This window comes from Streptomyces sp. NPDC088766 (assembly GCF_044750845.1).
In the GTDB taxonomy this organism is placed as follows: Bacteria; Actinomycetota; Actinomycetes; order Streptomycetales; family Streptomycetaceae; genus Streptomyces.
In genome coordinates, this window is record NZ_JBIVKQ010000005.1 from 264,364 (window position 1) to 276,429 (window position 12,066).

A 12,066-nucleotide genomic window follows, 5' to 3' on the forward strand; every position below is an offset into this window, starting at 1 on the left:
ACACAAAAAGATCCCGCCGGTTCTTTCGATCCGGCGGGATCCGCTGTGGAGCTAAGGAGAATTGAACTCCTGACCTCCTGCATGCCATGCAGGCGCTCTACCAACTGAGCTATAGCCCCTTGCTTTGTCCGCCGGGCTTCCCTGGCGGCGACGCCAACATTACACGGTCCGGGGGGTGCACCACCAAATCGTTTCCGCTCTGCCCGGTTCGCCCGGAATGACGCTTCAGGCGGTGACGAACGAGTAGAACCGCTTGAGCGTGCAGTGCTCTTCGAGGAGCCGCCCGTAGATCGGCTCGCCCTCCAGCTCCCGATAGGTCTCGATCGGGTCGCCCTTTATGATCAGCGCCCGCGCGCATTCCTCGCACCAGTACTGGTAGTCGGGATTGACCGGTTCCATGTCGCGGACGATCGGGGTGCCACTGCCGCACCAGTCGCACTTTCGCCTGTGTGCACCCATCGATCAGCTCCAGCTGTGGCCGCAGGCCGTGCACACGTAGGAGATCCCGCCGTTGTCACCGAGGACCTGGGCCACGAAGGCGGAACCGCAGGAAGGGCAGCTGAGCCGGGTGGCCGTGTCCCGTGTCACCGCCGCTCCGGAGAGGTGGCCGCCCTCTCCGAGGATGCTCGCAGGCATCGCAACTCCCTCCCGTCGGGCCGCGCCCCCTTCCGGCCGTTTGATTCTGCCACGGCCGGGCCGATACGGTCAGCGACGCCTCAGTACCAGTCCGGACACGGCACCCAGCGCGGCCGTCGCGGCAAGCGCGAACGTGCACGTGAGCAGCGCTTGCGAAGAGGTATACGCCGCCAGGCCCCCGAGTGACTCAAGCCGGTCGAAGAAGAGTGCGCCGAAGGCCGCGACCCCGGCCAGCTGCCCGAGCTGCGTGACCGTGGCCGGCAGCCCGCCGGCGTCCGCCGCGTCCTCGGGGCGTACGGCGGCCAGGGCCAGGGTGAGCGTGGGACTGAACGCCGGCGCGAGTCCCGCTCCCACTCCGGCGTACGCCGGATACAGCCACGCGCCCCCGTGGCCACCGCCCCTGAGGGCGAGGCCCACCGCGGTCATGGAGACGGCGATGAGCGTGAACCCGGCCGGGGTGAGCGCCCGTTGCCAGGCTGCGGGCCACCTGCGCCAGGTCAGACCGGCCACGCCGAAGACCACCGCGGTCGGTGCGAACGTCAGACCGGCGCGCAGCGCGCTGTATCCCGGGCCCGCCTGGACGTGCAGGGTGAGGACGAACAGGAAGCCGCAGTTGACCGCCATGACGGCCGCAATGCGCAGCACGGCGAGCCCCATGCCGGGGTGGCGCAGCACGCGGGGCGCGATCAGCGGGGCACCGCCGCGCCGGGCGAGCCGGGACCCGTAGCCGCGGAAGACGGCGAACAGGAGCGCGCCGACGGCCGGCGAGAGCACGGACCACGACGGCCAGCCCTCCTCCTGGCCGAGCACGAGCGGCACGGTGACCAGGGAGACGGCCGTGCCGAGCAGCACCAGGCCGGGCAGGTCCAGGCCGCGGGCCCGCTCCGGCCCCGGCCCGGTGCCGCGCGGCAGGACCCGCCCGCCGACGGCCAGCAGGAAGAGGCCCACCGGCACGTTCACCAGGAACACCGGCCGCCGGCCGGTGCCCAGCAGGTCGGCGCCGACCAGCACACCGCCGACGACCTGGCCGGCCGCCGACGACCTGGCCGGCCGCCGCGCCGACGGCGAGGACCGCCGCGTACGCGCCGAGCGCCCGGACCCGGGCCTCGCCGCCGAAGGTGCGCTGGATCAGGCTCAGTACCTGAGGGATCATCACCGCCGACCCGACGCCCTGCACCAGCCGGAACACGATGAGTTCGGTGCTGCCCCGCGCCGGTCCGCAGGCCGGCGAGGCGGCGGTGAACAGGGCCAGCCCGGCGAGGTGGACCCGCCCGTGACCGAACCGGTCGCCGAGCCGTGCGCCGGTGATCAGCAGCACGGAGTGGGTGATGGCGTAGCCGGCCCCGACCAGTTGGAGGCCGGCCCCCGAGGCGTTCGGGTCGGAACCGATCGCGGGGGCCGCGGCATACGCGCCCTGTCGGTGGCGAGCCCGCTGTTCGCGCGGCTGTGGGGGTCCGGTGACGTGGCGGAGCCGGGCCGCCGCGTGAAGGTGTTCCGGCACCCCGTGGCGGGCGAGCTGCGGATGACGTCCATGTCGCTGTCGATCGACGGGATGCCGGAGTGCCGCATCGTGGTCTGCACGCCGGAGGACGAGGAGACGGCGCGGCGGGCGGAGGCGCTGCGCGGGCAATGAAAAATCCCGCCCCCTGAGGGACGGGATCTTCCCGAAACCGATCTTTGACAACTCCACAGAGTGTCGATCAGTGGAGCTAAGGAGAATTGAACTCCTGACCTCCTGCATGCCATGCAGGCGCTCTACCAACTGAGCTATAGCCCCTTGCGTTCTTCCCGCTCGGCGGGGCGAACAAGAAGAACTTTAGCCTGCGACCTGCCGGAAAGTGAAATCCGGGTCCGGTCCGCCCCGAGGCGCTCAGTCGTCGTCGCCGAGGACCGGCTCCGGCAGGGTGCCGGCGTTGTGCTCGAGGAGCCGCCAGCCGCGGGCGCCCTCGCCGAGGACGGACCAGCAGCAGTTGGAGAGGCCGCCGAGGCTCTCCCAGTCGTGCGCCTCCAGGCCGAGCAGGCGGCCGATGGTGGTGCGGATCGTGCCGCCGTGGCTGACGACGACGAGCGTGCCGTCCTCGGGCAGCTTCTCGGCGTGCCGCAGCACGACGGGGGCGGAGCGGTCGGCCACCTCCGTCTCGAGTTCGCCGCCGCCGCGGCGGACGGGCTCGCCGCGCTTCCACGCGGTGTACTCGTCACCGAACCGGGAGACGATCTCCTCGTGCGTCAGTCCCTGCCAGACGCCCGCGTACGTCTCCCGCAGGGCCTCGTCGTGGGTCACCTCGAGGCCGGTGAGCGCGGCCAGCTCGGCGGCCGTGTTCGCGGCCCGCCGGAGGTCCGAGGCGATGATCGCGTCGGGTTTGAGCGAGGCCAGCAGCCTGGCGGACCGGCGGGCCTGGGCCACGCCGGTCTCGGTCAGCGGGACGTCCGTGGTGCCCTGGAAGCGGCGTTCCACGTTCCACAGGGTCTGGCCGTGCCGCCAGAGGATGACGCGCCGGCCGCGGCCCGGCGTCCGGCCGGCCGCGGCCTCGGCACCAGGTGGGGTCGTCACCAGTCACCCCCCGGCTCGGCGGCGTCCCGGGCAGCCTGCAGCTCGGCGTGTTCCTGGGCCTTGCCCCGGGTGGCCCGGGCGTCGGCGGGCAGGTCCAGCTCGGGGCAGTCCTTCCACAGCCGCTCCAGGGCGTAGAAGACGCGCTCCTCGCTGTGCTGGACGTGCACGACGATGTCGACGTAGTCGAGCAGGACCCAGCGGGCCTCGCGGTCGCCCTCGCGGCGGACCGGCTTGGCGCCGAGTTCCTTCTGCAGGCGCTCCTCGATCTCGTCGACGATCGACTTGACCTGGCGGTCGTTGGGAGCGGAGGCCAGCAGGAAGGCGTCCGTGATCGACAGCACGTCGCTGACGTCGTAGGCGATGATGTCGTGCGCGAGCTTGTCGGCGGCCGCCTGGGCGGCGGTTTGGATGAGCTCGATGGAGCGGTCTGTGGCGGTCACTGCGTGGCTTTCCGTCGGCGGTCGTTTGACCTCAAGGGTCTCACGGCCGCCGACGACACCCCACGTGAATACACCGGGCCCGGCGTGACCGGGGGCCGCCTCTGTGGCGGGCCCCGGTTCCGCCCGGCTACGACGACGAGGGCTCGTAGTCCTTGCCGAGGACGACCGTGACGTCCGCGTTCGCGGGGACCGTGCCCTTCGCGACGACGGTGCCGGGCAGGCCCAGGGTCTTGGCGACCTCGGTGGCGTTGTCCTTGTCGGCGGCGTCCGCGTAGAGCACCTTGGACGTGGACGCGGTGCCGCCCGGGGCCGTGCCGCCGTCCAGGAAGGTGAAGCCGCCGTTGAGGAGGGCCACGCGCGCGTCCTCCGTGGTGGCCTTGGACCCGTCGGCGTTCTGCACGGAGACGCTGACCGCCGCGTCCTTGTCGGGGCTCTTCGCGGTTCCGCCGAGGACGTCCTTGACCACGCCGGCACTGGCCTCGGCACTGAGCGTGCCGTCGGCCTGCACGGGCAGCAGGGCGGTCTTGTAGTCGCCGCCCTTGGCGAGGTCGGCGAGGGCGGCGAGGAAGGCGCCGAGGTCCTTGTCGGTCAGCGAGGGGTCGAGGATCTGCGCCAGGGTCTGCACGGTGACGGTGGCGCCCTGCGGGTCGGAGGACACCTTGCGCAGTACGGCCTGCATGACCTGGCCGAACCGCTCCAGCTGGGCGTTCTGGGCCTCGCCCTCGGCGCGGTAGGTGGCGTAGGCGACGGCCATCTTGCCGCTGAGGGTCTGGCCCTCGCCCTTGCTGACGAGCGGGGCCTGGCCCTTGTTCTTGGCGGCCGGGTCCGGCACTGCTGTGTCGGTGTCCACCTCGATGTTGCCGACGAGGTCGACGAGGTTCTGCAGGTAGGGGGTGTCCAGCCGCCAGGTGCCCTGGATCTCGGTGCCGAGGACGGTGTCCAGCGACTCGCGCGTCCCTGCGGAGCCGTCGCCGTCGACGGACTTCGCGAGGGTCGTCGTGGTGCCGTCGTCGGTGGTGACGACGAGGGAGTTGGGCAGCAGGACGGTGGTGCCCTGCTCGGTGGTGGTGTTGTCGACCAGCAGGACCGTGGAGGTGCCGCCCCGGGCGGTGTCGTGCAGGTGGACCACGATCACGTCGCGCTTCTGGGCGGCGGGGGCGGTCGTGGTGCCGGCCTTGGAGCCGTCGGACGACGACAGGCCGGGCAGTTTCCCGGCGTACCAGAGGTAGCCCACTCCGCCGACCGCGGTCAGCGCCAGGACGACGGCCAGGGCGACCAGGCGGCTGCGGGCGCGGCGCTTGGCCTCCTCGCGGCGCTCGGTGCGGTTCTCGGTGAAGTTCAGCCAGTCGATGACGTCCTCGGAGTCCCCGTCGGGATCTTCGACGAACGCGAACTGCTCCGTGTGGTAGTCCCGTTGGGGCTGTTCGGAGGCGTCCTGCTCCTCCTCGGCCTCCGCCGGTCCGGCCTGCTGGGGGATGTAGGCGGTCTGCTCGGCGGCCCGCGGCTGCTGCCCGCCGGCGGCCGTCTGCCCGTAGGGGTCGTACGGGGCCGCGGTCCCGCCTGCCTGCTGCGTGCGCGTGCCGCTGCCGTAGGGGTCGTGGACGGGGGCCTGCCGGCCGGTGTCGTACGGGTCGTAGGCGGGCCCGGTCGGCTGCTGACCGGTGTCGTACGGGTCGTAGGCCGGTTGCCGTCCCTCGCCCTGGGCGTACGGGTCGTAGCCGTAGCCCTGCTGCTGTCCGTACGGGTCGTAGGTCTGCTGCGGCGGGACCTGCCGGTACACCGGCCGGCCGTACTCGTCATAGCCGACGAGTTCGTACGGGGTCTCCCCGTAGCCCGCGTCGTTTCGGTCGTTCACCGGTGCCCCTCTCGGCTCACTCGCCGCGGTACAGCTCGCGCTTGTCGATGTAGCGCACGACTCCGTCCGGCACCAGATACCAGACGGGGTCGCCCTTGGCGACTCTCGCGCGGCAGTCCGTGGAGGAGATGGCCAGTGCGGGGACCTCGACGAGGGAGACGCCGCCCTCGGGGAGGCCGGGGTCGGCCAGGTTGTGGCCGGGCCGGGTGACACCGATGAAGTGGGCGAGGGAGAACAGTTCCTCGCTGTCCCGCCAGGTCAGGATCTGCCCCAGGGCGTCCGCACCCGTGATGAAGAAGAGGTCCGTGTCGGGATTGAGGGACCGCAGATCGCGCAGGGTGTCCACGGTGTAGGTGGGACCGCCGCGGTCGATGTCGATGCGGCTGACGGAGAACTGCGGGTTCTCGGCGGTCGCGATGACCGTCATCAGATAGCGGTCCTCGGCCAGGGAGACCCTGCGGTGGCTCTTCTGCCACGGCTCGCCGGTCGGGACGAACACGACCTCGTCCAGGTGGAACTGCGCGGCGACCTCACTGGCCGCCACGAGGTGCCCGTGGTGGATCGGGTCGAAGGTCCCGCCCATGACGCCGAGGCGGCGCTTGCCGGGCTTCGACGGCCTGCTCGACGGACCGGTAGGCATGTCCTGCTCTCCCATGCGTGCAGACCCTACCGGCCCGTCCCGAGGACACGGTTCGACCGATGCCCGAAGTGCCCTGCTATGAACACGCTGGTCTCAGCGGTCGCGGTTGAAACGGGTGGTGATCCACAGCAGGAGCACCAGGATCAGGAACGCGGCACCACCGGTGACCAGGGGGCTCAGGCTCTCGTGGTTGCCACCGTGCTCCTCGCCCTCGGCGGCGAGAGTGACCAACTGGGCGGCTGCGCTGTGGAAGCTCATCTTCGGCAGGACCTATCCGATGGAGGGCGGGATAAAGATGTCGGCCCATCGTAAGCGGGCGCCTCGGCACGCCACACGCCGACTCCGCCGTTGAGGAGGCCGGTCGCCCGCGGGCACCGACGGCGGCGGCTCGGGGGGCGGTTCCGGAGGAGGCGGGCGCCGGGTGGGAAGCGAGGGGGAACCTTCCCGGGGGCTCAGTCGTCTTTCCGCTTGTAGCCCCGCAACAGGAACCAGGCCGTCAGCACACAACCCAGCACCATCACGATCAGTACGACCCGGAGCAGATACCCCGAACCCTGCTGCTGCGCGGCGCCGACGGCCTGCGCGATCCAGGCGGCGGTGGGGGTGTGCTCCATGTCGCGGGACTCCTTCGGTGTGGTGCCCGTCCACCGTAACTCCGCCTGGGACGGGCCCTGCTTCGGGGGCGCAAAGGGCTGCACAAAGGTCCGCAAAGGACCACACGTACCAGGGCCATACACACGCACTTGGGGGATGGATGTCCGACGACGGCCACGAGCACAACGGTCACGAGAACGTGCCGAGCAGGCAGCGCAGGCGCTTCCCCGGGATCTCGTCGCGTGCGTACGAGCACCCGGCCGACCGCTCCGCCCTGGTGGCGCTGCGCAAGCTGAGCGGTTTCGACACGGTCTTCAAGGCGCTCAGCGGGCTGCTGCCCGAGCGGAGTCTGCGTCTGCTGTTCCTGTCCGACTCGGTCCGTGTCTCGGACCAGCAGTTCACCCACCTGAACGACATGCTGCGGGACGCCTGCTACATCCTGGACCTGGAGAAGGTCCCGGCGATGTACGTCACCCAGGACCCGCAGCCCAACGCGATGTGCATCGGTCTGGACGAGCCGATCATCGTGGTGACCACCGGCCTCGTCGAGCTGCTCGACGAGGAGGAGATGCGGGCCGTCATCGGTCACGAGGTGGGCCACGCCCTGTCCGGGCACGCCGTGTACCGCACGATCCTGCTGTTCCTGACGACCCTCGCCCTCAAGGTCGCCTGGATCCCGCTGGGCAACCTCGCGATCATGGCGATCGTGACCGCGCTGCGTGAGTGGTTCCGCAAGTCGGAGCTGTCCGCGGACCGGGCAGGCCTGCTGGTCGGACAGGACCTGAAGGCCTCGATGCGCGGCCTGATGAAGATCGCGGGCGGCAACCACCTGCACGAGATGAACGTGGACGCGTTCCTCAAGCAGGCCGAGGAGTACGAGGCCGGCGGTGACCTGCGTGACTCCGTGCTGAAGATCCTCAACGTACTGCCCCGCTCCCACCCCTTCACCACCGTGCGCGCGGCCGAGCTGAAGAAGTGGGCCGAGTCCCGAGACCACCAGCGGATCCTGGACGGTCACTACCCGCGTCGCACCGAGGACAAGGAGACCTCGGTCACCGACTCCTTGCGCGAGTCCGCGTCGCACTACTCCGACCACATGAAGAACTCGAAGGACCCGCTGATGAAGCTGGTCACCGACATCGCGGGCGGGGCGGGCAGCCTGGGTGGCCGGGTGCGCCGCGGCTTCGACGGCTTCACCGGCACCGCGCCCCCGCGGGACCGTCCGACGGACGCGCCCCCGCGCGACGAAGCCTGACGGGCCCCGGTCGCCCGGCGGGGCGCGGCCGGCCCCACCGCTGACGCCTCCGACGGTCCACGCCCCGCCGGCACGCCCCGTTCCCCGGACTCGCCCCTCAGGCTCCCGCCCCTCAGGCTCCCGCCCTTCCGGCTCCCGCCGCTCACACGCTCGGCTGTGCGCTCGCCGCCAGCGATCCGCAGAGCGCCGTCGCCCCGCCCGTCGCGTAGGGGTCGGTACCGGCCGGGCCGTCCGCCGCGGCGGTGCGGCCGGCGAGCAGGGGCCGCAGGTGGTTCGTGGAGTCCTCGCCGCAGGACAGCGGGCCGGCCTGCACGTAGGAGACGATCAGCTGGGTCTGGCGCAGCCGCAGGTCGTCGCGGTCGAAGCGGAACTGGAGCTCACGGCGGACGGTGAACAGCGAGACCGGGGCCCCGGCGTCGGCTCCGGCCGGGCGCAGGGCGTAGACGAAGGTGTGGTCGGCGTTGACCTCGAGGGTGGCGGCGTCGGCCTCGGCGGCCTGGAGGGTGCCCTGGACGCGGATCCCGCGGTCGGCGAGTTCGGCTCGGGCGGGATCGAAGCGCACGAGCCATCCGGTGGGCGCGTGCCGTCCGTCGGCGGCCGGGTGGGTGAAGCTCTCGTCGAACTGGTCGAGCTGATCGGGGTCGAGCAGCATGCGTACGGGCCTGACCTGCTGCCCGGTGAGGACCTCCGGATAGAGCGAGGAACGCACGATGTAGTCCTTGGCGGTGCTCAGGGCGGTGACGACCTGGCTGTCGGAGAAGTGCGCGGTGCGCCGGGAGGGCGGCAGCGGGATGCCCTCGGCGCCGACGCGGTACCGGGCGGCGGGGCTGTGCGCGAACAGGCGGGCGAGGTCGGCGGTGCCGGGCACGGCGCCCTGCGGGGCGAGGGGGATGACGGTCATCCGCAGCGGCTCGACGGCACGGCGGGCGGCCGGGTTCTGGTAGGGGTGCCGGACGCCCATGTAGACCGCGGTGCTGAAGGCGAGAGCGATCAGCAGGACCAGGGCGAAAGCCTGCCGGGGCAGGCCGGTCCGCCGCGCGGGCGGGCGGCGGCGTACGGCGGGGGCGTGGTCGGCGATGCGTTCCTCGGCGGAGTACTCCTGGAGGCGGGCAGCGCGGACGAACGATTCGTCGAAGACGACGGATCGGTACTCGTCCTCGCCGCCACCGGGAGTTCCCTCGGGTGCCCCCTCCGGTGGCTCTCCGGGCCCGCCCATACCTTCAGAGTAGGTCGCCGGGAGCCCGGGTAAACGCCCCGCTGCGCCACAAGTTCTGACAGGTTCTCACCCGGTCGGCGGTACTCCCTCAGGGCGTGCGCGGGACGGCCGCGACGGGTGGCCGCACCTGCTCGGCGGAGGCGGACGGGACCGGCCCGGCACCGGTTTCGAGTCCGGTCGACGCGGGCGACGGCGCGTGGTCGCGGTTGTCGGAGGAGGAGGCTCCCCGGTAGACCGCGGCGAAGGCCAGCGCGACCATGCCCACGCCCATCACCACGGCGAGCATCCAGGCGACCGGCCGATGCCAGCGGACCTGTTTGCCGTACGGCCCGAAACCGCCGTGCCGGCGGCCCCAGGTGTCCGGGTCGTCGGGGTCGTCGGAGTCCTCGAGGTCGTCCGGGTCGTCGTAGTCCGGATCATGGCCGAAGACGCCGGGCCCGTACAGGTCGTCGTAGCGGTCGCCGCGGGCGCGGCGGGCTTCGGCCTCCGAGGCCTCGGCTCTCGCCTGCGCGGCGGCCAGGAGGCGTTCGACGGCGGTCGGCTCGTGCACCGGTGCCGCCCGTACGAAGGCCTCGTCGAAGACCACGGAGGCGAACTCTTCGTCCGACACCCCGCGGTCGTGGTCGTCGTCGGGCTTCCAGCCGTCCGGGAACGGCGTGCCCCCCACGTCCTCCGGCACGGATCCAGAGTAGACCTGGGGGGTCAATTTGGGCAGACGGTACGGAAATTCATCCGCCTGCTGAGACGCCTCTCACGCCCCTGGCGGGCGCCGCGTGCCTCCCCGTCAGCGCCGTACGTGACCGTCGCCGGTGACGATGTACTTGGTGCTGGTCAGCTCCGGCAGGCCCATGGGGCCGCGGGCGTGCAGCTTCTGGGTGGAGATGCCGATCTCCGCGCCGAAGCCGAACTGGCCGCCGTCGGTGAAGCGGGTGGAGGCGTTCACGGCGACCGTGGTGGAGTCGACCAACTGGGTGAAGCGGCGGGCGGCCTGCTGGGAGGTGGTCACGATGGCCTCGGTGTGGCCGGAGGTCCACAGCCGGATGTGCTCGACGGCCTTGTCGAGCGAGTCGACGACGGCGGCGGCGATGTCGTAGGAGAGGTACTCGGTCTCCCAGTCCTCCGGGGTGGCCTCGACGACGGTCGCCCGGGAGTCCTTGGCGTAGGCCAGGACGCGCTCGTCGGCGTGGACGGTGACCCCGGCGTCCGCGAGGGCGTCGAGGGCGCGGGGCAGGAACTCGGGGGCGATGTCCTGGTGCACCAGGAGGGTCTCTGCGGCGTTGCAGACGCTGACCCGGTGGGCCTTGGAGTTGATGAGGATGTCGACCGCCATGTCGAGGTCGGCCTGGGCGTCGACGTACACGTGGCAGTTTCCGGTGCCGGTCTCGATCACCGGAACGGTGGACTCCGATACGACCGTCCGGATCAGCGAGGCGCCGCCGCGCGGGATCAGCACGTCGACGAGACCGCGGGCGCGCATCAGCTCGCGCACGCTCTCCCGGCCCTCCCCCGGCACGAGCTGGACGGCGTCGGCGGGCAGCCCGGCACCGCCGACGGCGTCGCGGATCACCCGCACCAGAGCGCTGTTCGACTCGTAGGCGGAGCCGGAGCCGCGCAGCAGGACCGCGTTGCCGGACTTCAGGCACAGGGCGGCGGCATCGACGGTGACGTTCGGGCGGGCCTCGTAGATGATGCCGACCACACCGAGCGGGACGCGGACCTGGCGCAGGTCGATGCCGTTCGGGAGGGTGGAGCCGCGCACGACCTCGCCGACGGGGTCGGGCAGGGCGACGACGTCGCGCACGTCGGAGGCGATGGCCCGCACCCGCTCCGGGGTGAGGGTGAGCCGGTCGACGATCGCCTCGCTGGTGCCGGCCTCGCGGGCCTTGGCGATGTCCCTGGCGTTGGCCTCGACGATCTCGCTCGTACGGACCTCCAGCGCGTCCGCGATGGCGAGCAGCGCGTCGTCCTTGGCGGCCCGCGGCAGCGGCGCGAGGTCGGCGGCGGCCGCCTTGGCGCGGTAGGCGGCCTGGATCACCGGGGAGAGGGCGTCGTACGGCGAGAGCGTGGTCATGGGGAAAGGGTAGTGCGCGGCGCGGACCCGCTCATGGCTCGTTCCACACCCCGAGACACACCACGGGACACCGGCCGAGACGCCTGTGGCGACACCGGCCGAGACGCCTGTGGCGGCTCGTACCCGGGGCCGGACGGGGTCAGTAGGGGTGGACCCCGACGGGGGTCGCCGGGGCCGGGCCGTAGCCCTCGGCGATGCGCTGGTGGTAGGTCTGGCGGTCGATGACCTCCAGGCCGACGATCTCCCACGGCGGGAGCCCGGCCGTCTGACGGTGCTCGCCCCACAGGCGCAGGGCGACGGCGGCCGCGTCGTGCAGGTCGCGGGCCTCCTCCCAGTAGCGGATCTCCGCGTGGTCGGCGGCGTAGCGGCTGGTCAGGAGGAAGGGGTGGTCGTGGGCGAGCTGCTCCAGGGCGCGCCGCACCTCCTTGAGGTCGGCCTCCTCGCCGGAGACGCTGAGGGTGACGTGCCACAGGCGGGGCAGGTCCGCGGGGCGGGTCTGCCCCGGGCCGGCGTCCTCCTGCCGCCCCCGGTAGTTCTCCCCGGTGGCCACGCTCGTCAGGGCGCGTTCCTCGCCCGCCGGGCGCGAGGCCGCCGGACTCGCCCCGCCGGCACCCCCACGGGCCGCTGCCACCCCAGGGCGTACTCGTCTCACGACGGCCTCCTTTACGCAGCGCTCGTGCGGAACATGTCCCAGAGACAAAGTGGAGCAGGCCGCACGGCTCCGTGGGGCCGTTTCACGGAACGTCCCCCACCGGTACGGACCGTTCGAGCGTCGCCGGGAGCGGCCGTTCGACCACGGGCACGGGGA

Annotated in this window: 14 protein-coding genes, 2 tRNA genes and 1 pseudogene; 2 read left to right on the forward strand and 15 right to left on the reverse strand. The window is 71.9% G+C overall.

Features of this window, described 5'->3' with window-relative positions; translation table 11 throughout:
* Positions 1-46 precede the first annotated feature (46 nt).
* From ACIP5W_RS10200 to ACIP5W_RS10215, 4 genes and pseudogenes are all read right to left on the reverse strand, one after another.
* Positions 47-119: transfer RNA gene (locus ACIP5W_RS10200), tRNA-Ala, on the reverse strand.
* Between the two features lie 106 nt (positions 120-225).
* On the reverse strand, positions 226-459 hold the full coding sequence (locus tag ACIP5W_RS10205) for a hypothetical protein (RefSeq protein WP_003976229.1): 234 nt from the start codon (positions 457-459) through the stop codon (positions 226-228).
* A 3-nt stretch (positions 460-462) separates the two neighbouring features.
* Positions 463-636: a hypothetical protein gene (locus ACIP5W_RS10210; protein ID WP_366057480.1), complete on the reverse strand. Its 174-nt coding sequence runs from the start codon at positions 634-636 to the stop codon at positions 463-465.
* A gap of 69 nt (positions 637-705) precedes the next feature.
* Positions 706-2,038, reverse strand: a pseudogene (locus ACIP5W_RS10215) (MFS transporter); the annotation flags it as partial.
* An 18-nt stretch (positions 2,039-2,056) separates the two neighbouring features.
* Here ACIP5W_RS10215 and ACIP5W_RS10220 point away from each other — a divergent pair.
* Entirely contained in the window at positions 2,057-2,269 is a 213-nt protein-coding gene (locus ACIP5W_RS10220) for a hypothetical protein (protein ID WP_401469615.1), read from the forward strand.
* A 71-nt stretch (positions 2,270-2,340) separates the two neighbouring features.
* Here the strand turns inward: ACIP5W_RS10220 and ACIP5W_RS10225 are convergent.
* The 7 genes from ACIP5W_RS10225 to ACIP5W_RS10255 all read right to left on the reverse strand — a co-directional run bounded on the left by ACIP5W_RS10225 (position 2,341) and on the right by ACIP5W_RS10255 (position 6,736).
* Positions 2,341-2,413: transfer RNA gene (locus ACIP5W_RS10225), tRNA-Ala, on the reverse strand.
* Positions 2,414-2,506: 93 nt separating this feature from the next.
* Positions 2,507-3,187: a histidine phosphatase family protein gene (locus ACIP5W_RS10230; RefSeq protein WP_401469618.1), complete on the reverse strand. Its 681-nt coding sequence runs from the start codon at positions 3,185-3,187 to the stop codon at positions 2,507-2,509.
* Entirely contained in the window at positions 3,184-3,627 is a 444-nt protein-coding gene (gene rsfS / locus ACIP5W_RS10235) for a ribosome silencing factor (RefSeq protein WP_401469621.1), read from the reverse strand. The genes ACIP5W_RS10230 and rsfS overlap by 4 nt, the downstream gene beginning before the upstream one ends.
* Before the next feature lie 127 nt (positions 3,628-3,754).
* Positions 3,755-5,482, reverse strand: coding sequence for a LytR C-terminal domain-containing protein (locus ACIP5W_RS10240; protein ID WP_401469624.1), 1,728 nt, complete (start codon positions 5,480-5,482; stop codon positions 3,755-3,757).
* 16 nt (positions 5,483-5,498) lie between these two features.
* Positions 5,499-6,137, reverse strand: coding sequence for a nicotinate-nucleotide adenylyltransferase (gene nadD, locus ACIP5W_RS10245; protein ID WP_401469627.1), 639 nt, complete (start codon positions 6,135-6,137; stop codon positions 5,499-5,501).
* A 78-nt stretch (positions 6,138-6,215) separates the two neighbouring features.
* Positions 6,216-6,380 carry a hypothetical protein gene (locus ACIP5W_RS10250; protein WP_401469630.1) on the reverse strand — a complete coding sequence of 55 codons (165 nt, stop codon included), beginning with the start codon at positions 6,378-6,380 and terminating at the stop codon, positions 6,216-6,218.
* Positions 6,381-6,574: 194 nt separating this feature from the next.
* Positions 6,575-6,736, reverse strand: a complete 162-nt coding sequence (locus ACIP5W_RS10255; protein ID WP_401469633.1) for a hypothetical protein — start codon at positions 6,734-6,736, stop codon at positions 6,575-6,577.
* A 140-nt stretch (positions 6,737-6,876) separates the two neighbouring features.
* On the opposite strand from ACIP5W_RS10255, the gene ACIP5W_RS10260 reads away from it, so the two are divergent.
* Positions 6,877-7,971, forward strand: coding sequence for a M48 family metallopeptidase (locus tag ACIP5W_RS10260; protein ID WP_401469636.1), 1,095 nt, complete (start codon positions 6,877-6,879; stop codon positions 7,969-7,971).
* Positions 7,972-8,113: 142 nt separating this feature from the next.
* On the opposite strand, the gene ACIP5W_RS10265 is transcribed toward ACIP5W_RS10260, so the two are convergent.
* The 4 genes from ACIP5W_RS10265 to ACIP5W_RS10280 form a co-directional block, all read right to left on the reverse strand.
* Positions 8,114-9,187: a hypothetical protein gene (locus ACIP5W_RS10265; RefSeq protein WP_401469639.1), complete on the reverse strand. Its 1,074-nt coding sequence runs from the start codon at positions 9,185-9,187 to the stop codon at positions 8,114-8,116.
* An 88-nt stretch (positions 9,188-9,275) separates the two neighbouring features.
* The gene (locus ACIP5W_RS10270) at positions 9,276-9,893 is read right to left on the reverse strand and encodes a hypothetical protein (protein ID WP_401469642.1); all 618 of its coding nucleotides are present in this window, start codon (positions 9,891-9,893) and stop codon (positions 9,276-9,278) included.
* A 78-nt stretch (positions 9,894-9,971) separates the two neighbouring features.
* The gene (locus ACIP5W_RS10275) at positions 9,972-11,258 is read right to left on the reverse strand and encodes a glutamate-5-semialdehyde dehydrogenase (protein ID WP_401469645.1); all 1,287 of its coding nucleotides are present in this window, start codon (positions 11,256-11,258) and stop codon (positions 9,972-9,974) included.
* A 139-nt stretch (positions 11,259-11,397) separates the two neighbouring features.
* Positions 11,398-11,910 (reverse strand): hypothetical protein, encoded by a 513-nt coding sequence (locus tag ACIP5W_RS10280; protein ID WP_401469648.1) that lies wholly within the window; start codon positions 11,908-11,910, stop codon positions 11,398-11,400.
* Positions 11,911-12,066 lie beyond the last annotated feature (156 nt).